The sequence below is a fragment of the Wolbachia endosymbiont (group A) of Gastracanthus pulcherrimus genome, assembly GCF_964028265.1.
Classification (GTDB): domain Bacteria; phylum Pseudomonadota; class Alphaproteobacteria; order Rickettsiales; family Anaplasmataceae; genus Wolbachia; species Wolbachia pipientis.
The window spans coordinates 1,264,340-1,289,075 of record NZ_OZ034763.1 but is presented as its reverse complement, the minus strand read 5'-3'; the positions used below and the strand labels follow the sequence as shown (position 1 = coordinate 1,289,075).

The window sequence follows — 24,736 nt, the reverse complement described above, 5'->3', positions numbered from 1 at the left end:
AGTAGCGGAATGACGAATTTGTCGTTTTTCAAATTGTCGTAAGTCAGTTTAGCTATATATAGGATGACAGAAATTGTTTGTATTAGCTATATTCAAAAGCTCTATTGATATTTTGCAATATTTGTGATAAAATAATAGCTTAAGGTTGAGAGTAAAAATTTATGAGTGAAGCTCAAGGTCCAAACATTGCAGAATGGCAAGCGCAGCAGCAACGCCAAGAGGCTGCTGGTGAGAAAAGTGGTTTTGGTCTTGGTCATAGTGACTCTGTTTCAACAGTTGTCGATGGAATGAAATGGTTGTTCAACTTTCATGAAGGAGCAATTGCTGCTTATAGTAACGTGTTTGAAGGTTTGGTGAGTGGTAGTAGTCTAGTAACGCTGTTTGGAAAATCAGGTAATATGTTTGGCATAAAATTTCTTGAAGGCCTTGCAGAATATTTTTCAGGTGGAGGTGGGGAAGATATGCCATCAGAAGGAATGGATATGGCTCATGGTGATGAGGGACCTCACTCAGATGATTACCCTCATGCCAATAATGAAATGGCTCATAATGCTGATGGTTTGCAAGACATGCATGATGCAGGTGATCACCATGGTCAATCTTTTTCACCTGGTCCTTCACCATCTGTTGGTGATGACCACGGGCATGAACTTGGTTAAACGCTTAAAAACTGCTGAATAGTATGCGAGAAGGCCTAATAAGAAAAGTTGCTGTTGTTATAATTAACATGAGTTTGTCTTAGTGAAAAAGGTTTCAGTTTTAGGGTCAACAGGAAGTGTTGGAAAAAAGACTGTAGATTTGCTCTCAAAGAGAAAAGAAGAATACCAAGTGGAAGCACTAAGTGCCCATTCGAACTTTGCTCTACTGGCACACCAAGCAAAACTGCTAAATGCAAAATATGTTGCTATCTCCGATGAAAGGCTTTACAAAGATTTGAAAGAAAGTTTACTTGGTACAGATGTAAAAATAGCAATTGGTGCTACAAATATTGCTACCATACCTGTTGATCTCTCAGTTGTTGCAATAGTTGGCATTGCAGGCCTTGAGCCAGTTATGGAGGTTATAGAAAGCGGTACCAAAGTCATTGCATTGGCAAACAAAGAAAGCATTGTTTGCGGTGGAAAGTTATTACTCAAAAAAGCTAAAGAAAAAAATGTACAAATAATCCCTATTGACTCTGAGCACAATGCAATTTTTCAAATTTTGCAAAATGACGACAAATGCGTAGAAAAGATCATACTTACTGCTTCTGGTGGACCATTCTTAAATTATAGTTCTGAGCAATTAAGAAATGTCATGGTAGATCAGGCGCTTAGTCACCCCACTTGGAATATGGGAAAGAAAATCTCGGTTGATAGCGCAACAATGATGAATAAGGCACTAGAGATAATAGAAGCACATAACTTGTTTAACATCAGCCCGGATAAAATTGAAGCAATAGTGCATCCTGAGTCAATAGTACATGGAATTGTAACTTATAAGGATGGGTTCAACTTTGCTGTGCTTGCAGAGACTGACATGGCAATTCCCATTTCATATGCTTTGTCTTGGCCGGAAAGATCAGCTTTAAATTGTAGACTAGATTTAACAGAGCAAGGAAAATTGACCTTTCAAGAACCAGACCATAAACGTTTTCCTGCGCTAAAGCTTAGCATGGCAGTGTTAAACTCTTCTGCTCCACAAGCAAATAGTATTGTGCTCAATGCTGCAAATGAAATAGCTGTTAATGAATTTTTGAAGTCACGAATTGGCTTTTTAAAAATAGTAGAGATAGTGGAATCAACAATAGAAAGTTTTGATAGTTATACTGATATTAATTCACTATCTGATATAATAAATATTGATTGTGAAAGTCGTATTATTGCTAATAAAATTGTTGAAAGTAAAGTTGTTGCGTATAGCTAGAGTAATGTAACCAGACTGCATTCTGTGATTTTTTTTTTAGCAAAGCACGATACACAATCGTCATTCCGCTACTAGTTAGCGGAATCTATGCCGAGATACCGCGAATGAATCGCGGTATGACGGTTCGCGGTGGTATGACGGTTAAGTAATTCGTCATCCCGCTGCTTGTTAGCGGGATCTAGAGATACCGCGGCGGTATGACGGTTCGCGGCGGCATAGCTATCTTCAAAAATATGGTTGAATAATTGTTAATAATAGTGTATAATTATTAATATTTTTAAGCACTTTGGCTATGGCTTTATCTAAGTTTCTCGACCCTAAGCTGGATTTAACCTTTAAAAGAATCTTTGGCACTGAAAAAAATAAGAATATTCTCATACATTTTTTGAATGATATTTTAGGGTTTACCGAGATAAATACTATACAAGAAGTGGAATTCCTCAGTACTATAATGGATCCTGAAATTGCCTCTGATAAGCAAAGTATAGTTGATGTTCTTTGCAGGGACTCTAGTGGGGCTAGGTATGTGATTGAAATGCAGCTCACTCGCGATAAAGGCTTCGAAAAACGAGCTCAACTATATGCTGCTAAGGCTTACTCAAGGCAAGCTGATAAATCTGGTAAGTACATTGATTTAAAGAAGGTTTTCTTTATTGCTATCTCTAATTGTAATTTATTTCCTGATAAGCTTGATTATATATCCAGCCACACTATAAGAGATGAGAAAACCAATGAGCATGACTTAAAAGATTTTCAATTTGTATTTATTGAACTACCTAAATTTCCTAAGAATAAGGAAGAACAGCTAGAAAGCATAGTGGATCGTTGGTTATTTTTCTTCAAATATGCAGATGAAACTACGGAAGAAGACTTAAGGAAAATAGCAGAAAAAGCACCAATAATAAAGTTAGCCTACGATGAATTAGACAGGTTTAGCTGGAATGAAAAAGATTTAGTAGCTTATGAAGAAAGAATAATGGATCTACGGAAAGAAGAAGCCATTCTTGAATACAGACTTGACCTTGCTACTGAAAAAGGCATCCAAATTGGCGAAGAAAGAGGCATCAAAATCGGTAAAGAGGAAGGGAAAATTGAAGGGAAAATTGAAGGGAAAATTGAAGTTGCAAAAGCAATGCTGGCTAATAATGTTGATGTCAACACTATTGTCAAGTTTACTGGCCTTTCTATTAGTGAGATTGAAGAATTAAGTGTGAACGGTACAGAGTAATTTCAAAGTGCATTTGCAGTTGGAACGGATACATTTAGAGGTTGTCCGGAAACAAGTAAATTCAAGCATATTCCCTCTTTAACATAACCCTACTCATAGCTAGGTATATGAAATTCTCAGTGGATGTTGTGAGTAAATCATACTCCTTCGATAGCCTTCTATTCCTATTAACCCAAGCAAAAGTCCTTTCTACAACCCATCTTCTTGGCTGTACTTTAAACCCTTGTTCTCTTGTTGGTAGTAGCTCAGGTGGCGTATCTTTGTGCACCCAAAATCTACATGGAGGCCTTGTAACAATTTCAATATCTATGTCATATTCTTCCTTTATGTGATTCTTTAAATTTCTTCCTTGGTATCCCATGTCAGCCCACATTTTTTTAACTTTAGTATATTTTGTTCTCATATTGTTTAATGCTATTTTAATACCATCTCTATCATTTTCGTTAGCAGCGCCTACGTAACAACCTAGTATAAAACCCTGAGTGTCTGTAATTATATGCCTTTTTCTACCCTTTACTTTTTTACTTCCATCATAGCCTTTGATCCCCCCTTTTCTGTAGTCTTTACAGATTGACTATCTACTATACAGGCACTCGGCTGCTCATTCCTTCCTATTTTTCTTCTACTATATTTTGTAATTTCATAATTCATTTTCTCAAAAATTCCCTGCTTCTTCCATTGCCTGAACTGCTCATACACAGTCTTCCATAGCGGAAAATCATTTGGTAAATACCGCCATTGACACCCTGTACGCAATACATAGAAAATTGCTTCTAATATTTCTCTTTTGCTATACTTTGGCGGCCTTCCTCCTTTCTTGTATGATACTCTGAAGTGTTTTTCTATTCTTGCCTATTCCCTTTCGCTTAGATCTGTTGGATACTTTTTTCTCATCTTTACCCCGTACTAAAATTTCAGATATTATAGCCTTTTACTTGTTTCCGGACAACCTCTCAGTATAGCCCTGATGTCATTTTTCTGCATAATACTTTGCACCGTTTTCAAATTGCAACTTTTACCCAAAGCCTTCAATTCAGCATGAATTTTAGGAGCTCCATATCTACATTTAGAAACTTGATATATTTTTTGAATAGCTTCGAGTAGCTCTTTATTTGCTGATTCTCTACTGCTTATTTTTCTTGTGGTCCACTTATAGTAGCAACTAGCAGAAAATCCTACATAATTCCTGTACTTTATAGCAGTTACTATGCTCTTTTATAAAAAAATATTTTACTCTTTTTGACTGGCCAGGGCTTTTTTTTAAATGTCTCTTTCCCTTGTTACTTTTGCTAACTCTTTCTGTAAATCAAATCTCTCTTTGTCGTAAGGAGCCATGTTACCTCTACCTGGAAATGCATCTGCTGCCGACTTTTTTTCGTTGTGTTTCTTTATCCATTTTCCTAATAAACCACCCTTTATTCCTAAATCCTTTGCTGTTTTTGTAATTGTTTGACCTACCTTTCTTTGTTCATTTGCCAGCTTAACAGCTTCCAATTTGAATTCTGCCGTATATTCTCTTACCATTTCTAATCCTCCAAAATTTTATTTTACCCAAAAAAACTCTTTTCTTTCTCTCCACTTTTTCTGGGTAAGGTCACTATTTCTTAAGTAATTTACACTTCAGAGTTTATCTGCTTTAAAGTTTACTCTATTCTGTTTCAGCATTTGTCATAAATCCTTAATTATTTCTGACTTTTTAGTTCAGTTTTTAACCATTCTTTCCTTAACTTAATGGCAGTGACAATAAGCCTATCTATCATTCTGATGTGATTTCAGTTTTGTTTACGTGCAAACTCTCTAATCCCACCTTGTAGTTAGGATAAATTAGAGAGACATTAAGATCTTTTTTAATTTTAACATTACTTACTCTCTTTGATCCTAAATAAAAACTCTGTGCATAATCTGGTAACTCAATTGGCTCTGGAGGGCTAACATTGAGAAGTTTGGCAGCATACATTACCACTTCAGATTGTGTAGTGGGTAAATCGTCTGCACAATTGTATATTTCACCAGGTTTTATGTTTTGCATGGAAGAAAATAAAATATTTGATATATCTTCAACGTGAATACGAGAAAAAAAATGCCCTTCTTTTTTCACATTTCTTGCTTTGCCAAGCTGCAAGTCAATTAACACGTTCCTACTAGGGCCGTATATTCCAGCTAAACGAAAAATATGTACAGGCAGTTTGCTATTTAGCCACTTCTTTTCAGATTTAAGGCGCTTTTCTCCTCTGATTTCTATAGGTCTTGTTTCAGATTCCTCATCCACCCAATTACCAGAGTGATCACCATAGACGCTAGTTGCAGACAAATAACCAAGCCATTTAACATTTTGCAGGCAATCACCGTATCTCTCCACAACATCATCACCATCTGGAGGAATAGAAATTAAAACGTGCGTTGCGCTTTTAAGCAGATCTTGACTAACTTTCTCATAATTAAAGAGGATTACATCTTGTATATTTTTACTTCTTGATGTGCCACTGACTTTCCAACCTAAGTTCAGTAATTTTTTCGATAAAAATTTAGCTACATATCCATAACCAAAGCAAAACAAGTGCATGAAAATTAATTTTTAAAATTCTTCTTGATAAATTCTACTCCTAATTTTATTCCCTCTTCATTAATAATATGCCCTAATGCATGAATTGGGTGTCCTTCAACATTTACTCCATTTTCTTTCAGAGCTTTAACCGCTAAGTCGAGGGACGAAAAAGGTACCACGTCGTCAGCATCACCATGGATAACACATATGTTAGGTTTTGACTTGATCTCTGGTGCAGTTTTTGAAGGTGAAAGAAATCTACCAGAGTATGCAACAACTGATGCACAGGATTGAGAGCGGGTGAGAGCTGTATGTATTGCAAGCATTGCTCCTTGAGAAAATCCAACTAAAGAAAGTTGCGTATCTTTTAAATTAAGCTCCTTTAATTTTGTATCAATGAAATGATTTACAATTGATGTAGCATTTTTTACTCCATTATATAGCGCTTCCTCACTACGATCTTCCAAACTGAACCACTGATAACCATCACCTATTTCTCTCTCAAACGGAGCATTGGGTACTGCAAAATATGAACCCAGTAAAAACTTGCTCATAACTTTGGCAAGGTGAATAAAATTATCGCCACTTGAGCCCCAACCATGTAAAAAAATAATCAAATTTTTCTTATTTCCGCCTGCACAAATTTCTGGGCCTTTAAGTTCAATCATTTCTTTTCCTTTTGCGTTTATATTTTTATTTAACACTAATTTTCAAATTTGTAAAACCAATGTGCAATTATGTACACTAGCTCATAACTGTATGAACATTGCAATTTGCAGGCAATTCGCGTGGCAGATGAAAGTAGCTGACACTGGAATGGCTTTGTTGCATCGCTCTTCGGATAGTAGGTAACGTACAATAAATTCATGAAGCTATCTCAAACTTAGCCATGCCTATTTCAGTAAATTTGTTAAGCAAATAACACTTGAGTAGCAGTTCCTTCTCACGATTAATTTCAGATTTGCTCCTAAAACTAAACCCAAATATTCGCTTCAACCTTGAGAAAAATCCTTCAATATACGATCTTTTTCCGTAATTTACTTCTTCTTTCCATCTTTTTATACCATTCTCACCATGTAATTTCATTAACTGAATAGCGGCATTTCTATCAAGCATATAATCCAATTTTGGATGCTCTGCTGCGTTGTTTTTCGGAGGAATTTTCGTTTTTATACCATATTGATTACACAGCTTATAGAGCTTTTCTCTGTCATATGCCCTATCTGCATATAGTACTTTTATGACATACTGAAAATCGACTTCTTTTAGCAAATCACAAGCTCCATAGTGATCAGAGTAGACACCGTTACTGTATTTTACAGCTATGGCTTTTTTGCTGTTTGTATTCAACATTACATGCAATTTTCTTGTCTGTTCATAGCTGCGATACTTTCTATCTTCGCTATTTTCTTTGCTATGACCAGGAGTGTTGTTGTATATACTAATTCCTGTACTGTCTATAGCAATTTCGATATCTTCCATATTATTTTCTGCAATCATTGATCTTAATATTGAGTTTCTTAAACCTTCTTGATGATTGTGAATAGCTGATAACTTGCAAATTTTTCCCAATTTGCTCAAGGTATCCTGCTATAAACCCAACTGTTTGCCTCAGGCCTATTCTAAATAAACAAGTTATTATGTGCACCAAAATTACAACTTTATCGCTATAAATATTGTTGCCACCTGGTATTTTTGGACCATTCTCGTACCACTTTTCTATGGCTTCGTTGATATAATGAAAAATATTTCCTCTTTTTTCTAGAAATTTGTTATATTCGCTATGGTTACTGACCCTCATTTTTTGTGGCATATTTTTTCTTCAACAGTTAAATCGCTATTTATAATGAATTTTGTCAGTAGCCACCAGATTTTTCAGTTGCTATGCAACAAAGCCCACTGGAATCCACATTTCTTTTTTCTAGATCCCAGTGTCATGCTACTTGGATGACAAGAAAAAACCCACTGGGATAACAAGATTGAGATAGACTAGAAATTAAACGCTACTCCAGCTTCTGCACCAACAGTGCTGTAAAGAACTTTGAGTTCCCCTTTGCCGTCTTTGTCAGTTTTATCAAAGTTAGCACCATAAGAACCGAAATAGCGAGCTCCAGCGTAAAGTTTGACTTCTGGAGTTACATCGTAACTAACACCAGCTCTTGCTTGACCAGCAAAAGCAAATTTACCATTTTGACTACTCACAGCAGTTGCCAAAGGTGTGCTAATATACGCTGCACCAACGCCAACACCAATATATGGAGTGATAGGCATATCTTCAATTGCTATATCGTAATAAACGTTAACTAGTCCTGAAATTGCTGTTAAACTGTCTGCAATAGCATCTGGCGTAAATTTTGCATCTGTAACATCATTTTTGTTTAGGTATGAATAAACTCCTTCAACATCAACCCTGATGTCGTCCATTTTGTAACCAAACGCACCACCACCAGCTATAAAAGACGCTTTTAATGGACTGTAATCACTATTGCCTTTCTTATAGGTAATACCATCAACTTTTGTGAAAAGAGGTAAAATTTCACCGTTGTATTGCAAACGAACGTAGTAGCTAGTTTCTTCATCACTTATTGGACCAACAGGATCTGAAAAAGCAGAGTTTGATAAACTTAGCAACGTTGCTAAAGCGGCTGCTGAAAAAAACTTTTTATAATGCATAATTGTCCTCGTAAAAAAAATTAAAATTCCACTTTAGCAGTCTAAGTAACAACTAAAGTTAAGTCAAGTGCTAACTTAATAACACAAAATATCCTACATTTTAACTAATTTTTAGGAGAAGACAAAGATTTTATTAATGAATAAATAGAGTTACACGACTTTTTTACTCTTGATTTTTTGGTATAGCTAACATAGGTAAGATTTACTATCGAAAGACCTCGTCATTCCGCTGCTTGTTAGCGGATGAGATACCGCGAATGAATCCATAACTACACGAACATTGCAATTTGAGTCTACCAGGAGGGCAATGCCTCTTATTCAAGTACCCTCTTCTTGTCATCCCAGTGCGTGACACTGGGATGGCTTTGTTGCATCGCTCAAGTGAAAAGAACTGGCAGTTACTGACAAAATTCATTATAAATAGCCATTTAACTGTTGAAGAAAAAATATGCCACAAAAAATGAGAGTCAGTAACTGCCATGAATATAACAAATTTCTCCAAGAAAGAGGAAGCATTTTTTGTTATATCAATGACGCCATAGAAAATTGGTACGAGAATTGTCCAAAAATGCAGGGCGGCAACTATATTTATAGTGATAAAGTTGTGATTTTGGTGCATATAATCGTCAGTTTCTTTAGAATTGGTTTAAGACAAACAGTCGGGTTTATAAAAGGGTATTTGCAACAAATAGGAAGAGATTTGGCAGTTATCAGCTATTCACAAGCATCAAGAAGGTTTAAGAAACTTAATATTAAGATAAATGATTGCAGAATTGATAAAAATATAGCTCTTTCCATAAAAGTCCGGATGTGATAGGATAAGGGTAGATGATGATAAGGAGGTTGAATGCCAGCAGCATATAGTTATGATTTAAGAAAAAAAGCAATGGAAGCGCTAGACGAAGGAGAAAGCAGAGAAACAGTGGCAGCAAGATTTAAGATTGGACGAACTACTTTATGGGAGTGGCAGCAAAGAAGAAAAGAAACAGGAGACTTTCAATCAAAAAAACTTGGAAATGGGGGTTACAATCACAAAATTACCGACTGGGGTACCTTTGCCAAATTTGCCAGAGAACACGGAGGAAAGACTCTATCGGAAATGGCTAAACTTTGGAACAACGTTAGTATCCAAACGATCTATCGAGCCCTTAAAAAAATTGGATTTACGCGCAAAAAAAGACATATGGATACAAGGAAAGAAACGAAGAAAAACGTGCTGAATTTTTGAAAATTATAGCGACAAAAGAACCTAAAAACTTAGTGTATATAGATGAGTCTGGCATTGATAACACCGAAGACTACCCCTACGGATATTGCCAGAAAGGACAGCGGTTTTATGCCTTAAAATCTGGAAAGAAAACTCAACGAATCATTATGGTTGCAGCCTTAAGTGGAAGAAAGATAGTTGTTCCGTTAACCTTTGAAGGCCACTGTAATATGGATGTTTTTAATGGATGGTTTGAGCAATTTTTGACACCGATCTTGGAACCTGGACAGACTGACCTTACCCAGAAAAAGTGGAGAGAAAGAAAGGAGTTTTTTCGAGTAAAATAAAATTTTGGAGGATTAGAAATGGCAAGAGAATATACGGCAGAATTCAAATTGGAAGCTGTTAAGCTGGCAAATGAACAAAGAAAGGTAGGTCAACCAGTTGCAAAAGTAGCAAGAGATCTAGGAATAAGGGATAGTGTATTAGGAAAATGGATGAAGAAATATAACGAAAAAAAGTCAGCGGCAAATGCATTTCCAGATGTAGCACCTTATGACAAAGAGAGATTTGATTTACAGAAAGAGTTAGCAAAAGTAACAAGAGAAAGAGACATTTTAAAAAAAGCCCTGGCCAGTCAAAAAGAGTAAAATATTTTTTCATAAAAGAGCATAGTAAACACTATAAAGTGCAGGAATTATGTAGGGTTTTCTGCTAGTGGCTACTATAAGTGGACTACAAGGAAAATAAGCAGTAGAGAATCAGCAAATAAAGAGTTATTAGCAGATATTCAAAAAATATATCAAGCTTCTAAATGTAGATATGGAGCTCCTAAAATTCATGCTGAATTAAAGGCTTTGGGTAAAAGTTGCAACTTAAAAACAGTGCAAAGTATTATGCAGAAAAATGGTATTCAGGCTATATTGAGAAGAAAATTTAAAATTAAGAAACAACAAACGGACAGTAGCTCCCAATATATTAGACCAAAACTTTATTGTCGATCAACCAAATAAAGTATGGGATTACTTATATAAAAACCAAAGAAGGATGGCTATATTTGGCAACAATAATCGATCTATATTCACGCATGGTAGTTAATGAGCAGTTCAATAAATAAACAATAGGTTATGGACTCTTTATTAATGGCCGTTAACAAGCGTAAACCTGCCAAAAATCTACTATTACATAGTGATCAAGGTTCACAATATACTTTGCAAGGTTATCAATATCTCTTATCCATAAAAAACATAGATGAGTCATAAAGGTTGTTGTTACGACAATTCTGTTGTGGAAAGCTTCTTCAGTTCTCTAAAAAGGGAGTTACCAATAGACACCTCTCGGCACTCTAAACAGCATATCAAAACTGCTATATTTGAATATATAGAAATTTTTTATAACAAACAACGTCACTATTAAGAGGTTGTCCGGAAACAAGTAAAAGGCTATAATATCTGAAATTTTAGTACGGGGTAAAGATGAGAAAAAAGTATCCAACAGATCTAAGCGAAAGGGAATAGGCAAGAATAGAAAAACACTTCAGAGTATCATACAAGAAAGGAGGAAGGCCGCCAAAGTATAGCAAAAGAGAAATATTAGAAGCAATTTTCTATGTATTGCGTACAGGGTGTCAATGGCGGTATTTACCAAATGATTTTCCGCTATGGAAGACTGTGTATGAGCAGTTCAGGCAATGGAAGAAGCAGGGAATTTTTGAGAAAATGAATTATGAAATTACAAAATATAGTAGAAGAAAAATAGGAAGGAATGAGCAGCCGAGTGCCTGTATAGTAGATAGTCAATCTGTAAAGACTACAGAAAAGGGGGGATCAAAGGCTATGATGGAAGTAAAAAAGTAAAGGGTAGAAAAAGGCATATAATTACAGACACTCAGGGTTTTATACTAGGTTGTTACGTAGGCGCTGCTAACGAAAATGATAGAGATGGTATTAAAATAGCATTAAACAATATGAGAACAAAATATACTAAAGTTAAAAAAATGTGGGCTGACATGGGATACCAAGGAAGAAATTTAAAGAATCACATAAAGGAAGAATATGACATAGATATTGAAATTGTTACAAGGCCTCCATGTAGATTTTGGGTGCACAAAGATACGCCACCTGAGCTACTACCAACAAGAGAACAAGGGTTTAAAGTACAGCCAAGAAGATGGGTTGTAGAAAGGACTTTTGCTTGGGTTAATAGGAATAGAAGGCTATCGAAGGAGTATGATTTACTCACAACATCCACTGAGAATTTCATATACCTAGCTATGAGTAGGGTTATGTTAAAGAGGGAATATGCTTGAATTTACTTGTTTCCGGACAACCTCTAACTATTGCATTCCTGAGCATTTTGATTCATCATTCTCTTTGTGAAAAACATTCCAAACTTTCTCTCCACTTTTTCTGGGTAAGGTCAGTCAGCTACTTGGATGACAGGGGAGGGAGGTGCTACCCTGACAATCGTCATCCCGCTACGTGTTAGCGGGATCTAGAGATACCGCGAATGAATCGCGGTATGACGGTCTGCAGCGGTATGACGTAGGGCTGCACTAGCTATATCATGCATTTTATTAACCGACACTATAAACAACATCCTTACAATTATGAGATTGAACCACAACTTGCTCAAGCGTTAAGCTGCTGCGTTTAGCGTCTTTACCGTGGTTTTCCCCAAGAACATTTGTTCTTTCGTGTTTTATTTCTTCAATGAATTTCTTGTTAACGCTTTCAGGGTCAATCTTTTCCTGCGAATATATAAGATTAGTGCAATTTGTTTTTCTATAATAATGTATGCCAAAACCCACAATGAGTAATGCAAGTATACCAGAACCTATAAGTAATGATAATCCTATGTTATTAGTCAAAGGGTTTTGGTAAAATTTTTGTACACCATTAACACCATGTGTTGCAAGTAGCCCTAGAGGAAACGCTATATTTGCAGCAACTACACCAGTAAATAATGCAGTAAATATTGGTCTGTCGTTAATTACTGATTTTATTTTATTAGTTCTAGTAATTACTTTTTCGTCAATGTTAGTGAAGCCTTGTTTAGCTTCCCAAGCATTAAGTACAAAATTTGAATGAGTGCCATTGCTATATTCCAGTCTTACAGATTTTATAGCTTTATCTTTTGGCTGGTGCTCCAACACCTCAGCTAAAATTTTATCCGCATCTTTTTTTTGAATGGAATGTTCTTCAGTATCTATAAATTGCCTTGTTGCAAAAAATATTGGACCAATTGTAAGCAATGCAGCAAGTGCGATAACTGGTATAGTGATATATTTTGGGCTGTTTGTAAAAAATGCAATAAATTTTGCTTTATCTTGTAAATATAATAAAGCTGCAGATATACTGAGTATAATAGCACTTGCACCAAAAATTATAAAACCCTTCTGCTGCATGGCATACTTTGCTCTTGGCAAGAATCTGTTTGTTTTTTTATTTGTTGTGCTACCTATATCAGAATTTAGTGACAAAGACTCTTCAGAGTCATCTTTGCTTTTATACGATGGTAAAGTATTTGAAGACGCACCTAAATCATCTTTTGAGTTTTGACCACCTATTCCACTGTCTAAACTCTTTTTCGAAGATTTTGCATTTGGGTCTATAGCTGCATAAATATGTTCTTCTGATCCATTACCAGATAATCCTCCTAAACCTAAACTTGCTGTTTGTGATACCCAATCATGAGTCTCACCTTTTGTTTCTTCTAGGGAAGGAGGTAGTACTTCAGTACTAAGACCAAACAAATTTTTGTCTTCTTTGTCTTGTAAACCTGGAGCTTTTGGCAAAATCGGTGGTGCTCCATCACCATCTTTTTGTCGATTTACAGATGCGTAAGTAGGATCCACTTCCTCATCATCTGATTCTTCATGTGACATTCCCTGCACACGTGGTACTACATTCAGTACACTTGAGATAGCATTTCCTGCTTCTTCAGGCGATGGTGGATCTTTTAGTGTTATCTTGCTATTGTCACCTGTTTGTTCGTAAGAAGTTAATTTTACTGTTGATTTTTCGACTGACCCATGCATATTCACTCCAAAGTTAATTACTATGCTGCATTGATTACGCTATAGTTATTAAGATATAGTAAATACCAATTTACGGATAATTATTAGTATAGAAATTGTCTATCAAAGATTCTTTCATTCAGAGGGTAATCTTTGTCAAAAAGCAAAGTGATTGTGTTCTCATGGTCTTTTTGTATTTTTATCTGTGATATATCATGAAATTCTTTGTAATCTGATACTACAAGTGCTGGACGGTTTTTTGTGTCGTTAATGTCAATTTGTACGATTGTATCGTTTGATATTAACGCTCCATTCCAATGCCTTGGGTAATAGCTATTGATAGAGGTTAATGCAAGTAAATTTGAATTTAGCGGCAAGATTGGGCCACCGGCAGAGAAGTTATATGCAGTGCTACCTGTGGGAGTAGATAATATTACTCCGTCCCCTCTAAATTTTTCTACTTTTAGCTTATCATTAATAGTGATATTCATTTCTACTATTTGGTTTGCTTTTCTAAAAACATATACCTCGTTTACCGCTATGTAGTGATACCTCTTGCCACTTGTGTCTGTTGCTTCCATTTTTAGCAAAGTTAACTGAGTTGAAGTTGCATGTTCTATATGATCAATTAAATCTTCACTGCGGCTAAAGCATTTATTCATCAAAAACCCAACATTGCCGGTATTTACCCCATACACATGCATGTTTTTATTTTCTATAACGTAATTATGCAAGGTACGCAGCATAAAGCCATCACCGCCAACAACTATCAGTAGATCAATTTCGGACTTATTTTCTTCTGTTATATTGATAAAATTAAGTTTCTTTAATAGTTTAGATACTTCCTGCGATTTTGGTGATGGAGAAACAACATAGCCTATATTTTTGTATTTATGCATGCTTCAGTAAACTCTCTAAAACTTAAAGAGGAGGAAAATTAGAAAATGCTTCCATATTTATCGTTAAACTTAGCTAATTTGCTAGTTTTACTTGCTAACCCGCTTGTCAAACTTCCAGTCCATGCAGGGTGAGTAAGAGGATCTCTATCAAGTTTTACCCTATCTCCCTCCTTTCCATAAGTGGAACGAGTTTCAAACTCTTGACCGTCTGTCATAACTATAATAATTTTATGATAATTCATTGTTGTTTATAAACTTTTAGTCAGTTAATATTCTAGTGAACTTAATTCACTAAGTCAATCATTATTCTAAAATATTGACAAAAAATAAATAAAGTAGTATATTTAATAAGGAATAAATAATAACTATCATGATTTTTGCTTTCCCCGGTCAGGGCTCTCAGTTTGTAGGAATGGGAAAGAGCTTATATAGTGAGTTTTCTGTTGCAAGACAAGTATTTAATGAAGTAGATAGCATATTGGATAGAAAGCTGTCTCATTTAATCTTCAACGGTCCTATTGAAGAATTAACCATTACAGAAGACGCTCAGCCAGCTATAATGGCAGTATCAATTGCAATGCTACGTGTTATGGAGCATGTGTTTGGCAAATCTCTTTTCACTGATCACAATGTTAAATATGTTTGTGGGCATTCAGTTGGCGAATATACAGCGCTGTGTGCTGCAGGAGCGTTAACGCTTGAGTCTGCAATCAAGCTGCTGAAAGTTCGCAGCGAAGCAATGCATGAAGCTTCACTGAAATGTAAAGGCGGAATGGTTGCGTTGCTTGGAGCAGAGATAAATGAAGTGGAAGATATATTGAAATCAGTTCAAATTGACGGAATTTGTGAAATTGCAAACGATAACGGTGGCGGACAAGTGGTTATAAGTGGCACTAGAGAAGCTCTTGAAATGTTACCCGATTTATTCAAAAACTCGAGTGTGAGGAAACTAATTAAATTACAGGTTAGTGGGCCTTTTCATTCATCTCTTATGAAACCTGCTGATGAAAAAGTTTTGGAGTTTTTGAAGGGTATTAAAATAACCCGTCCTATAGTTCCTTTGATATCAAATGTTACAGCTAAAGAGGAGAGTGATCCCAAAGTTATAAAAACTTTACTCGCCAAGCAAGTTGTAAGCAGAGTGAAATGGAGAGAAATGGTTTTGTATATGTCAAGCCGTGGCATTAACAAATTTGTTGAAATTGGCCCTAATAAAGTTTTATCTAATTTGGTCAAAAGAATTGACCAATCTATCAGTACAAAAAATATAGATAGTATTGGTGATATTGACAGCTTCTTTAATGAATCATTAGTACTAACAGCGAAAAATTTAAAAGTTGGATTAAGTTAAAACACATCTATTTGATGTCATTCCGGTGCATAACGCTGCCTAGCTGGAATGACAGAGGGTAATGCAAGAAATCAACGAACTGCCTGTCATTTCGTTTGGTTTTTTAATTCCAAGTAGCTGTAAAATAGTAGGGGCAATGTCAGATAACCTTCCGTCTCTTAGTTTTAGATTATCGCAAGACACAATAAATGGCACTTTATTTAGAGTGTGTGCTGTATGAGGTGTATTATTTTCTTCATCGAACATACATTCCACGTTACCATGGTCTGCAGTAACAATTAATGCGGTGTTGCTTGACTTTTTAACAGCATTCAGCACTTTCGCAAGACAATCATCTACAGCTAGCACAGCTTTCTCGGCTGCTTTTATATTACCTGTATGCCCTACCATATCAGGATTAGCGTAATTTACAACTATCAGTGCGAATTCTTGGGAGTGAATTTTTTCTACAAGCTTTTCTGTGAGCTCGAAGGCTGACATTTCGGGCTGCAAATCGTAAGTTTGAACTTTTGGTGAGGGAATGAGTATTCTTTCTTCACCAGAGAAAGGTTCTTCTTTTCCACAATTGAAAAAGAAAGTCACATGAGCGTATTTCTCGGTTTCGGCGATACGTAATTGTCGTAATTTATTGTCTTCTATTGTTTGTCCTAGAGTATCAGCGAAAGAAGTAGGAGGAAAAATATAAGGAATTTTGAGATCTTCTTTATACTTCATCATACTTAAAATTGAAGAGAATTTTGCTACCTTAGCGTAATCTGTTTTGCCAAGCAAAATACTTGCTAATTGTATCATTCGATCAGCACGAAAGTTAGCCAACAGCACTCCATCTTCTGGTTTTATACCTTGATAATCACCTATTACTGCGGGCCTGATAAACTCATCAGTTATGTTATTTTGATAGTTATTCTCAATCAACGATACTGCATTATCATGACAAGGTGCCTTTGCAAATGCGATAGCCTCATAAGCTTCGATTGTTCTCTTCCACCTGTTGTCACGGTCCATAGCATAGTAACGCCCAGAAACAGTAGCAATTCTTGTGTCATTTCCCTTTATACTCTTTGTAAATTCTTGAATGCATTTTTTTCCTGAATTTGGCAATGTGTCTCTGCCATCTAAAAATGCATGTATCACCACTTTTATTCCATGCTGTGATATTTTATTTGCTAAAGTTGAAATATGCTTTTGATGCGAATGAACACCGCCATCTGACACTAATCCCATTATATGGCATACTCCGTTCTTACTTTTTAGATTACTAATAAAACTTTGTAGATTTGCATTGTTTTCTATTGTTCCAATCTCTTGATTAATGCGCTGAAGGCTTTGCATTACTACTCTACCACTGCCAATATTCATATGGCCAACTTCTGAATTACCTATTTGACCACCAGGTAACCCCACATCATCTCCACAGGCGGATAAACTGCATTTTGGATAATTAGAGCTAATATATTGCCAACAGGGTGGATTTGCGTTGCTGATAGCGTTGTATTTATTATTCTCTATTCCATTTCCCCAGCCATCTAGTATACATAAAACCACTGATTTAATGTTCATATAAAATCAACACTAGAATTTCACAGAGAAACGCTCCCCGGGCCGGATTCGAACCAGCGACCAATTGGTTAACAGCCAACTGCTCTACCACTGAGCTACCGAGGAATAAACCGTTTTTAATTTACCATGTTGAACGTTGGTTGTAAACGTTTTTTGTGTAGACTTTAAGTCCAACTGGTCACAGAAACGAAAAAACTTACTTGACAAACTCCGCCAGCCCTCTTATCATGAAACTGAAGCTATTTATTTATCTTCGCAATCTGTGCAGATTAATGACAAAAAACTTAGGGTATTTGGCGTCTCATGTTTAATTTTTCGCACTACGTGCACCGCATGTCTTTAAAAATTTTTAGGTTTTTACCTATATAAGCCGAAACGCGCTTACAAAGCGTTTAAGACAGCAAAAAACGTCAAATTGACAAGGGAGAATTTGAATACTAGCTATCCTAGGGTTTCTTTGCCTTTTTTCCTGCTTGGTAAATTTCTTAAACACTTGCGGTGTAGGTTAGTTGCAAGTTAAAAGCAGCTAAATCGCTCTTAATCAAGCGTTTTAGAATAAAAAAAACGCCGATATTTTAGTACATGGTAAATATCCAACCACCACGGGGCTTCTTTTGCCTTTTTTTTTATTTGGTAAATTTCTTAATGTTTATGGCTAAAGATTGCACGAATGTTGCAATTACAAAAGCGTTTCTACTAGGAGGGTGTCATCCCAGTGCTTGACACTGGGATGGCTTTGTTGCATCGCTAGCTATGATGGATTAAAGATAAAAAAGATAGGGAATATCAGTAGCTTATTATTCTGGTATTTATAACAAGAACGGTCAGTGAATACCTAAATTTGAGTAAAAGAAATTTCACTACCACTCACTAATCTGGCTAAAATTCAAGAATTTCAATGCTTTAGCTATTTTCAATAGAATTAAATTTATTAATATAAATAACAAATTACTATTCTTAAATTTGATCAGATTGATTGCAAAAAAACAAGATTTTCAATAGGTTGCTTATAATCCTAACTATAGTTAGCCTTTCATAAGTAGCGATGCAACAAAGCCATCCCAGTGGATTTAGCTGCTTTTAACTTGCAACTAACCTACACCGCAAGTGTTTAAGAAATTTACTAAGCAGGAAAAAAGGCAAAGAAACCCCGTAGTAGCTAGCATTCAAATTCTCCCTTGTCAATTTGACGTTTTTTGTTGTCTTAAACGCTTTGTAAGCGCGTTTCGGCTTATATAGGTAAAAACCTAAAAATTTTTAAAGACATGCGATGCACGTAGTGCGAAAAATTAAACATGAGACGCCAAATGCCCTAAGTTTTTTGTCATTAACCTGCACAGATTGCGAAGATAAATAAATAGCTTCACTGTTATGATAAGGGGGCTGGCGAAACTTGTAAAGGAATTTTTTACATCTAATTTATAGCTCCCTGCATGATATCACGTATTATCTATACCAAGGAGTTCTGCTTGTAGATATTATACCAACAATCCACTATTTTTTTTATGTCTTGTGGTTTAGTTTCTGGACCTATACTGATTCTAATTGAACACTCTGCTTGCTCTTTTGTTGCCCCCATTGCAAGCAAAACATGGGAAGGCTCAACTTTTCCAGAAGAACATGCGGAGCCATTACTAACTGCAATATGATTCAAGTCAAAATGCATAAGCTGCACATCACTCTTTACTCCTGGCATATAAATAAAACTTGTGTTTGGCAGCCTCTTAGAGTTTTTACCGAAGATTCTTATGTCACTGGCAAGATTTAATAATTCACACTCTAATTGATCACGTAGCTCCTTTACTTCATCCATTTTTGATAGAAGGTCTGGAATATTTTGCAGTGCAGCAGAAAGGCCTGCAATCGCAACAATATTTTCCGTACCACCACGAAATCCCTTCTCTTGTCCACCACCTATTATAATAGGTTCTATCGCAAGTTCTTTATTGAATATTAAAACTCCACTGCCTGCTACACCGCCAAATTTATGGGCGGATAAAGTGAGTAAATCCACTCCTAAATCTTCCATATTAACTTTAATTTTCCCAACACTTTGAGCAGTGTCAGTGTGGCAAATTGCTCCAAACTTGTGTACTATTTTAGCTATTTCCTCAATAGGTTGAATAACTCCGGTTTCGTTATTTGCCATCATAACTGAAACTATTGCTTTGTTTCCTTTAAGTTCGCTTAGAATTTTTTCTAGCTCTAAAAAGTCAACAATGCCCTCCTGATTAACAGGTATTATATATGGATTACATGCAGAATTAAGAATTGAAGGATGCTCTATAGCTGAAATTATATGCAGGTAGCCTGCTATTCCTCTCATAACAAGGTTATTCGCTTCAGTTGCACCAGACGTAAAAACTATTTCTTTATCACTTGAAACGCCAATAGCACCACGTACGTTATCTCTTGCATCCTGAAGAATCTTCCTCGCTTCTTGTCCTCTCTTATGTAGTGATGATGGATTGAGCGTTTGTTTTGACAAGACCTCAAATATACTTTTTTTTACATTTTCACTAATTGGAGCAGTTGCATTGTAATCAGCATATACGCAACCACTATTTTCTAAAGAGAATGGATTCATCTGTCACTTAAATAAGTTTACCATCAACTATAGCCATAACTATGTACGTTAGCTTTAACACGATAAAAAATTTATTGCAAAAACAGCGAAATTAATACATAATTAATAACTCACGTCATCAATACCTGTCAAGCAGGTTCTTATTAGGAGTTATCATGGTTGAAGTTTTTTTAAATAATGCAACAAGAAAGATGGAAGGTGAATACCACCAAAGCAAAGATGCCAACGCGCCGGTTGTGCTGGTTTTACATCATCATCCTCAATATGGTGGTAATATGGATAGTAAAATTGTACATAGTACATATACGTCTTTTATCGATAACAATTTTTCTGCATTGAAAATTAACTTTCGTGGTGTGGGAAAATCTACCGGAACTTTTGATAAGGGTATAGGAGAATTAACTGACGCTGCGGTAGCCATTGATTGGCTTCAGGAACATAATCCTAGCAATGTTCCAATTTGGATCGCTGGTTTTTCTTTTGGAGCATGGGTGGCTATGCAGCTAACAATGCGCCGCCCTGAGATAGTGGGTTTTATTGCTCTTTCTCTTCCGGTAACTAAGTACGATTTTTCTTTTCTTTCTCCCTGTCCAGTTTCTGGGCTTATAATACAAAGCAGTAATGATACAATCTCAGAAGAAAGCGATGTAACAGAATTAGCAAAAAGGTTGATAAATTCAGTAAGAAGTGATCACATGAAATACCATATAATAGATGATACTAATCACTTTCTAAAGGATAAAGAAGAGGAAGTGACTCAAATCGTGGACAATTATATAAAACTGCGCTTGAATAGTGCAACTATTTCTTTTCAAAAGGTCAAAAAAGAGGTAAGGGTAAAAGAATATGCCTAATCTTTACAAACAAGAGAAATGAGTGTAGTAATATAAATGAAAAGGTTTTGTTATGTTTAAAAAGCTATTATTTTTTGTTTTAGCTGTGTTTATGTTATCGGGGTGTTCCCTAAGTAAACAGCGTAAGTTAAAAAGTCCGTGTATAAAAAGCAATGAAAGCATTTCATGCGAGTTGTACTCTGTTAATGATCATTGGTTAGATAAGTATAAGGCATAGAAATTGTGCTATTTTTCCTATTCACAACTTCACTAATGATCGATCTCTCAATTGGAAAATGCAGTCTGCCTTTTCTGCAAGGAGATGATTGTGTGTTACTATAAGCATAGAGCTGTTATTTTCCTTTACGTATGAATGTAGCAGTAAAAACACGTTAAAAGAATTTGTTGGATCTAAGTTTCCTGTTGGCTCATCTGCAAGTAAAAGCTTTGGAGAATTTACAATGCTTCTTGCAATTGCAACTCTCTGCCTTTCCCCACCCGAAACTTCAGATACCATGCTACTTGCTTTGTTTTCCAGACCAAATTTTTCCAACATTGCTTGCGAATTTTTTTTTGCTTCAGCTTTGCTTTTTCCTGCAATGAGTTGAGGAAGCATAATATTTTCCAACACCGATAACTCTTGTAACAAATAGTGAAATTGATAAACAAAACTAAGAAAATTTCTTCTTACATGAGTTTTATGCTTATTACTGGCTTGTGTGCAATTTATTCCATCTATCGTAACTATACCTGAAGTTGGCTTATCCAATAAGCCTGCGATTTGCAATATAGTTGTTTTCCCTGCACCTGAATTGCCAATCAGCGCTACTACTTGCCCTCTTGTAACACTTAAGTTGATATCCTTTACAACAACAGAATTGTCCTTGAAGCTTTTATCTACAGAAGTTAGTTCTAGTGCTACATTACCACCCATGTTTAAAAGACCTATAACCATACAAATGTTGTGCTTGCATAGCAAATGATAGTGCATGACCAGTAAAAAAGAAATAGAAGAATAAACCTCAGTGTCAAGTATACAACTATATGAACGTTGTGACTTGAGAGCACCCTCCACCAGAGAAGAGTGTCATCCCAGTGCTTGACACTGGGATGACATCAAATTTTTGACTAAACTGAGAAGCTGTTGCCACAACCACACTGGGATTTAGCAAAGGCATTCTTTATTTGAAAACCAGAACCACTGAGATCCTCAGTATAATCTATAACTGAGTTATTTAAAAATTTTGCTGAACAATTATCAACCATTAATACAGGATTGCCATTTTCATCATTAATTACTATATCTTTACCTTTTTCGCTAAAACTGGAGTGGCTTCTATAGTCCTCGCTTTCTTCATCATCTTCATCTTCGTCATCAAACTCATCATCGTAATCATCGTCTTCATCATCCAAAGATAGATTTTTATTCATTTGATCCATAAGAAAATTGTATTTGAAGCCAGAACATCCACCACCTGAAACTGCAACCCGTAAAATGGAACTCTTATCCCCTTCCTGCTCTGCAAGAGAGTGGATTTTTTTTAGTGCATTACCAGTTAAGTTGATGTTGTAATTTGTTGACATAGTAACCACCGTTTATTATTGATAACTTATTATAGTAGAAATTTTACATGTCAAACAATAATTTTCTATTAAATTATGCATGTTTTCCAAGCAAAACAAAAGGGAGATACTTCAAAGAGCCAGAAGATGAGAATCGCAGCTGCTTTCAGCGTGATAGGGACCGTATCATTCACTCTAATGCGTTTAGAAAGTTGGAGTACAAAACACAAGTTTTTATCAATTATGAGCACGACTACTATCGCACTCGGCTTACTCATAGCCTTGAAGTTGCACAAATTGCAAGGTCCATTGCGCGTAGACTTGGCTTAAATGAGGATATCACTGAATGCATAGCGCTCGCACATGATCTTGGTCATCCTCCATTTGGTCATGCAGGTGAAGATGCTCTAAAGAAATCAGTTCAAGATTTGAATCTTGATAACGAGAAGTATGAGTTTGATCATAATGTTCAAGCTATAAGGATTTTAACTTATCTTGAACAAAAACATGCTGATTTTGATGGTATGAATCTAAGTTGGGAGGTGATTGAAGGAGTTGCAAAACATAACGGTCCCTTGCTTGGTCAAAACGCGGAGTTTTCTACAAGTAATCAGCTGTTATTAGAATACAACAAAAAATATGATCTAAAACTTGAAGAATTTTCAAGCATTGAAGCTCAAGTTGCTTCAATTGCCGATGATATTGCTTACAGTGTTCACGATCTTGATGATGCACTCAGGGCGAATTTAGTAACCATCGAAGATTTGCTGAATGTTCCTTTAATTGAAAAAATGTTTAAAGACATAAGGAGCAGATATTCAGAATTGCCTCAGAGCAAACTCATACATGAATCACTGAGTGGAACTATAGGAACTATGATAAGTGATGTTGTTTCTCAGACTGAAAGAAATATTGAAGATCACAAAATAAAAAGCGTAGAAGACGTAAGAAGTCTAAATAAAATGCTAGTCACATTTTCACCAGAAGTTGCGAATGCTACAAAAGAAATGAAAAGATTCAACATGGAGAAAATATACAGAAGCTATAAACTGAGTAGAACGATGAACAAAGCAAAACGCATAATACAGGAACTCTTTCAATGTTTTTATGAAAACCCAGGATTACTTCCCACAGAGTGGAGCAAACTCGCTTGTGAATCTCAGCGTTCAGTAATAATATGTGACTATATCTCAGGTATGACAGATAGATTTGCTATACACGAGCACAGAAGAATTTTTGATACCTCATACGAAATGACTTCTTTCTAATGACTGATGATCATTTCATGTCAATTGCATTAAGGCTTGCAGAAAAAAATCTTGGAAATGTTGCACCAAATCCTGCTGTCGGGTGTGTTATTGTAAAAGATGGTACAATTGTTAGTGAGGGATATACAGGGATTGGTGGGCGTCCGCATGCGGAGGTAGTCGCTTTGCAAAACGCTAAAGATTCAACTCATGGCGCAACTATATATATCACTCTTGAGCCATGTTGTCATCACGGAGTCACGGGGCCTTGCACTGCAAAAATCATAAAAGCTAGCATAAAAAGAGTAGTAATTGCAACTATTGACCCAGATAGTAGAGTTTCAGGCAGAGGCATGAAAGCTCTGAAAGAAGCAGGAATTGAAGTTGAGCAAGGTATTATGCAAAAAGAGGCAAAAGAACTGAATGTCGGTTTTTTCACCACTAAAGAATTACATAGACCATTTATAGCTTGCAAAGTCGCAACAACTCTTGACGGAAAAATCGCAACATTTACAGGCGATAGCAAATGGATAACAAGTGAAAATACGAGAAATTGGGTGCATGAGCTTAGAGCAAAATATGATGCAATTATGATTGGCAGCAATACTCTTATTAATGATGATCCACTCTTAACTTGCAGATTACCAGGACTTGGAAGTAGATCGCCAATAAGGCTAATTATAGATAGCCAAGGGAGATTAAAGGAAGAGCATAACATTGCAAAGACTGCAGACAAAGTAATAACTTGGGTCATCACAAATAAAGAAGTAGAGAAAAAAATAAAAAACATTAACTACTTAGTAGTTAATTCAAGCAACGCAGGTAAGGTTTGCCTAAAGGACATGGCATTAAAACTTGTTTCAGAAATTGGTATAACAAGATTATTAGTTGAAGGTGGAGGAGTGTTAATCACAGAACTATTAAAGTGTAATTTAATCGACAGGTTGATAATATGCCGCAGTGGTAAAATTTTAGGCAATGATGCCACTCCTTTTGTAGGAGATTTAGGGATTCAATTCATTAACAACTGTTATCAGTTTAAAAAAACAAAGATAATAGAGTTTAGTGAGGATATAGTTGAGGTTTGGGATAGGTCGTCATAATCCTTACATACTCAAAC

General features: G+C 35.9%; 29 protein-coding genes, 1 tRNA gene and 1 pseudogene. 13 read left to right on the top strand and 18 right to left on the bottom strand.

All coding sequences use genetic code 11. From position 1 onward, the window contains the following. Positions 1 to 161 precede the first annotated feature (161 nt). The 3 genes from ABWU47_RS06685 to ABWU47_RS06675 all read left to right on the top strand — a co-directional run bounded on the left by ABWU47_RS06685 (position 162) and on the right by ABWU47_RS06675 (position 3,133). Entirely contained in the window at positions 162 to 659 is a 498-nt protein-coding gene (locus tag ABWU47_RS06685; protein WP_006279861.1) for a hypothetical protein, read from the top strand. An 82-nt stretch (positions 660 to 741) separates the two neighbouring features. Further along, positions 742 to 1,905 (top strand): 1-deoxy-D-xylulose-5-phosphate reductoisomerase, encoded by a 1,164-nt coding sequence (gene dxr / locus ABWU47_RS06680; protein ID WP_077188384.1) that lies wholly within the window; start codon positions 742 to 744, stop codon positions 1,903 to 1,905. Positions 1,906 to 2,197: 292 nt separating this feature from the next. Then, positions 2,198 to 3,133, top strand: coding sequence for an Rpn family recombination-promoting nuclease/putative transposase (locus tag ABWU47_RS06675; protein WP_353285638.1), 936 nt, complete (start codon positions 2,198 to 2,200; stop codon positions 3,131 to 3,133). A 61-nt stretch (positions 3,134 to 3,194) separates the two neighbouring features. Here ABWU47_RS06675 and ABWU47_RS06670 read toward each other — a convergent pair. From ABWU47_RS06670 to ABWU47_RS06625, 10 genes are all read right to left on the bottom strand, one after another. After that, positions 3,195 to 3,979, bottom strand: a protein-coding gene (locus tag ABWU47_RS06670) for an IS5 family transposase (protein ID WP_238513981.1) whose coding sequence is annotated in 2 segments (ribosomal slippage) — positions 3,195 to 3,658 and positions 3,658 to 3,979 — 786 coding nt in all. Because the reading frame shifts where the segments join, the coding sequence is not laid out codon by codon here. A 75-nt stretch (positions 3,980 to 4,054) separates the two neighbouring features. Continuing rightward, positions 4,055 to 4,216: a transposase gene (locus ABWU47_RS06665; protein ID WP_353285768.1), complete on the bottom strand. Its 162-nt coding sequence runs from the start codon at positions 4,214 to 4,216 to the stop codon at positions 4,055 to 4,057. Positions 4,217 to 4,393: 177 nt separating this feature from the next. Continuing rightward, positions 4,394 to 4,657 (bottom strand): transposase, encoded by a 264-nt coding sequence (locus ABWU47_RS06660; protein ID WP_049973625.1) that lies wholly within the window; start codon positions 4,655 to 4,657, stop codon positions 4,394 to 4,396. 232 nt (positions 4,658 to 4,889) lie between these two features. Further along, positions 4,890 to 5,696, bottom strand: a complete 807-nt coding sequence (locus ABWU47_RS06655; RefSeq protein ID WP_077188304.1) for an SDR family oxidoreductase — start codon at positions 5,694 to 5,696, stop codon at positions 4,890 to 4,892. Positions 5,697 to 5,701: 5 nt separating this feature from the next. Beyond that, positions 5,702 to 6,346: an alpha/beta hydrolase gene (locus ABWU47_RS06650; protein ID WP_015589325.1), complete on the bottom strand. Its 645-nt coding sequence runs from the start codon at positions 6,344 to 6,346 to the stop codon at positions 5,702 to 5,704. 35 nt (positions 6,347 to 6,381) lie between these two features. Further along, the gene (locus ABWU47_RS06645; protein WP_353285637.1) at positions 6,382 to 6,546 is read right to left on the bottom strand and encodes a hypothetical protein; all 165 of its coding nucleotides are present in this window, start codon (positions 6,544 to 6,546) and stop codon (positions 6,382 to 6,384) included. Then, positions 6,543 to 7,178 (bottom strand): transposase, encoded by a 636-nt coding sequence (locus ABWU47_RS06640; RefSeq protein ID WP_082246250.1) that lies wholly within the window; start codon positions 7,176 to 7,178, stop codon positions 6,543 to 6,545. The genes ABWU47_RS06645 and ABWU47_RS06640 overlap by 4 nt, the downstream gene beginning before the upstream one ends. Next, positions 7,162 to 7,491: a transposase gene (locus ABWU47_RS06635; protein ID WP_007548762.1), complete on the bottom strand. Its 330-nt coding sequence runs from the start codon at positions 7,489 to 7,491 to the stop codon at positions 7,162 to 7,164. The genes ABWU47_RS06640 and ABWU47_RS06635 overlap by 17 nt, the downstream gene beginning before the upstream one ends. 176 nt (positions 7,492 to 7,667) lie before the next feature. Continuing rightward, the gene (locus tag ABWU47_RS06630) at positions 7,668 to 8,351 is read right to left on the bottom strand and encodes a P44/Msp2 family outer membrane protein (protein WP_077188303.1); all 684 of its coding nucleotides are present in this window, start codon (positions 8,349 to 8,351) and stop codon (positions 7,668 to 7,670) included. A 205-nt stretch (positions 8,352 to 8,556) separates the two neighbouring features. Further along, positions 8,557 to 8,766, bottom strand: a complete 210-nt coding sequence (locus ABWU47_RS06625) for a hypothetical protein (RefSeq protein ID WP_265023556.1) — start codon at positions 8,764 to 8,766, stop codon at positions 8,557 to 8,559. Between the two features lie 33 nt (positions 8,767 to 8,799). Between ABWU47_RS06625 and ABWU47_RS06620 the strand changes: the two genes are divergently transcribed. From ABWU47_RS06620 to ABWU47_RS06595, 6 genes and pseudogenes are all read left to right on the top strand, one after another. Next, entirely contained in the window at positions 8,800 to 9,165 is a 366-nt protein-coding gene (locus tag ABWU47_RS06620; RefSeq protein WP_155969141.1) for a transposase, read from the top strand. 33 nt (positions 9,166 to 9,198) lie between these two features. Further along, positions 9,199 to 9,851: pseudogene (locus ABWU47_RS06615) on the top strand (IS630 family transposase); the annotation flags it as partial. A gap of 72 nt (positions 9,852 to 9,923) precedes the next feature. Then, on the top strand, positions 9,924 to 10,208 hold the full coding sequence (locus tag ABWU47_RS06610) for a transposase (RefSeq protein WP_038198869.1): 285 nt from the start codon (positions 9,924 to 9,926) through the stop codon (positions 10,206 to 10,208). A gap of 21 nt (positions 10,209 to 10,229) precedes the next feature. Then, entirely contained in the window at positions 10,230 to 10,571 is a 342-nt protein-coding gene (locus ABWU47_RS06605; protein ID WP_095866567.1) for an IS3 family transposase, read from the top strand. Between the two features lie 238 nt (positions 10,572 to 10,809). After that, entirely contained in the window at positions 10,810 to 10,974 is a 165-nt protein-coding gene (locus tag ABWU47_RS06600) for an IS3 family transposase (RefSeq protein ID WP_081600772.1), read from the top strand. A gap of 107 nt (positions 10,975 to 11,081) precedes the next feature. Beyond that, positions 11,082 to 11,866 (top strand): IS5 family transposase gene (locus ABWU47_RS06595; protein ID WP_238513981.1). Its coding sequence is split into 2 segments (ribosomal slippage): positions 11,082 to 11,403 and positions 11,403 to 11,866, totalling 786 coding nucleotides; the frame shifts between segments, so codons are not numbered across the junction. A 267-nt stretch (positions 11,867 to 12,133) separates the two neighbouring features. Here the strand turns inward: ABWU47_RS06595 and ABWU47_RS06590 are convergent. From ABWU47_RS06590 to rpmE, 3 genes are all read right to left on the bottom strand, one after another. Continuing rightward, positions 12,134 to 13,597 (bottom strand): hypothetical protein, encoded by a 1,464-nt coding sequence (locus ABWU47_RS06590; protein WP_186809127.1) that lies wholly within the window; start codon positions 13,595 to 13,597, stop codon positions 12,134 to 12,136. An 83-nt stretch (positions 13,598 to 13,680) separates the two neighbouring features. After that, positions 13,681 to 14,475, bottom strand: a complete 795-nt coding sequence (locus ABWU47_RS06585) for an NAD kinase (protein WP_077188301.1) — start codon at positions 14,473 to 14,475, stop codon at positions 13,681 to 13,683. Positions 14,476 to 14,513: 38 nt separating this feature from the next. Beyond that, the gene (gene rpmE / locus ABWU47_RS06580) at positions 14,514 to 14,717 is read right to left on the bottom strand and encodes a 50S ribosomal protein L31 (protein WP_007548602.1); all 204 of its coding nucleotides are present in this window, start codon (positions 14,715 to 14,717) and stop codon (positions 14,514 to 14,516) included. 128 nt (positions 14,718 to 14,845) lie between these two features. On the opposite strand from rpmE, the gene fabD reads away from it, so the two are divergent. Then, a complete protein-coding gene (fabD, locus tag ABWU47_RS06575; RefSeq protein WP_077188300.1) occupies positions 14,846 to 15,826 on the top strand; it encodes an ACP S-malonyltransferase in 981 nt (326 codons plus the stop codon). Between the two features lie 39 nt (positions 15,827 to 15,865). Here the strand turns inward: fabD and gpmI are convergent, their stop codons facing one another. The 3 genes from gpmI to ABWU47_RS06560 form a co-directional block, all read right to left on the bottom strand. After that, positions 15,866 to 17,386, bottom strand: coding sequence for a 2,3-bisphosphoglycerate-independent phosphoglycerate mutase (gpmI, locus tag ABWU47_RS06570; RefSeq protein WP_077188299.1), 1,521 nt, complete (start codon positions 17,384 to 17,386; stop codon positions 15,866 to 15,868). Between the two features lie 33 nt (positions 17,387 to 17,419). Next, a tRNA-Asn gene (locus ABWU47_RS06565) sits at positions 17,420 to 17,491 on the bottom strand. 1,345 nt (positions 17,492 to 18,836) lie between these two features. Continuing rightward, positions 18,837 to 19,973 (bottom strand): cysteine desulfurase family protein, encoded by a 1,137-nt coding sequence (locus ABWU47_RS06560; protein WP_077188296.1) that lies wholly within the window; start codon positions 19,971 to 19,973, stop codon positions 18,837 to 18,839. A 155-nt stretch (positions 19,974 to 20,128) separates the two neighbouring features. Here ABWU47_RS06560 and ABWU47_RS06555 point away from each other — a divergent pair, with 155 nt between their 5' ends. Further along, positions 20,129 to 20,827: an alpha/beta hydrolase gene (locus tag ABWU47_RS06555; RefSeq protein ID WP_077188295.1), complete on the top strand. Its 699-nt coding sequence runs from the start codon at positions 20,129 to 20,131 to the stop codon at positions 20,825 to 20,827. A 238-nt stretch (positions 20,828 to 21,065) separates the two neighbouring features. Here the strand turns inward: ABWU47_RS06555 and ABWU47_RS06545 are convergent, their stop codons facing one another. Both ABWU47_RS06545 and ABWU47_RS06540 read right to left on the bottom strand, forming a co-directional pair. Continuing rightward, the gene (locus ABWU47_RS06545) at positions 21,066 to 21,740 is read right to left on the bottom strand and encodes an ABC transporter ATP-binding protein (protein WP_077188294.1); all 675 of its coding nucleotides are present in this window, start codon (positions 21,738 to 21,740) and stop codon (positions 21,066 to 21,068) included. A gap of 194 nt (positions 21,741 to 21,934) precedes the next feature. Beyond that, positions 21,935 to 22,390 (bottom strand): HesB/IscA family protein, encoded by a 456-nt coding sequence (locus tag ABWU47_RS06540; RefSeq protein ID WP_006279857.1) that lies wholly within the window; start codon positions 22,388 to 22,390, stop codon positions 21,935 to 21,937. A 47-nt stretch (positions 22,391 to 22,437) separates the two neighbouring features. Between ABWU47_RS06540 and ABWU47_RS06535 the strand changes: the two genes are divergently transcribed. After that, the gene (locus ABWU47_RS06535) at positions 22,438 to 23,637 is read left to right on the top strand and encodes a deoxyguanosinetriphosphate triphosphohydrolase (RefSeq protein WP_077188293.1); all 1,200 of its coding nucleotides are present in this window, start codon (positions 22,438 to 22,440) and stop codon (positions 23,635 to 23,637) included. Continuing rightward, positions 23,637 to 24,719: a bifunctional diaminohydroxyphosphoribosylaminopyrimidine deaminase/5-amino-6-(5-phosphoribosylamino)uracil reductase RibD gene (ribD, locus tag ABWU47_RS06530; protein WP_015589162.1), complete on the top strand. Its 1,083-nt coding sequence runs from the start codon at positions 23,637 to 23,639 to the stop codon at positions 24,717 to 24,719. The genes ABWU47_RS06535 and ribD overlap by 1 nt, the downstream gene beginning before the upstream one ends. The last annotated feature ends 17 nt before the right edge of the window (positions 24,720 to 24,736 follow it).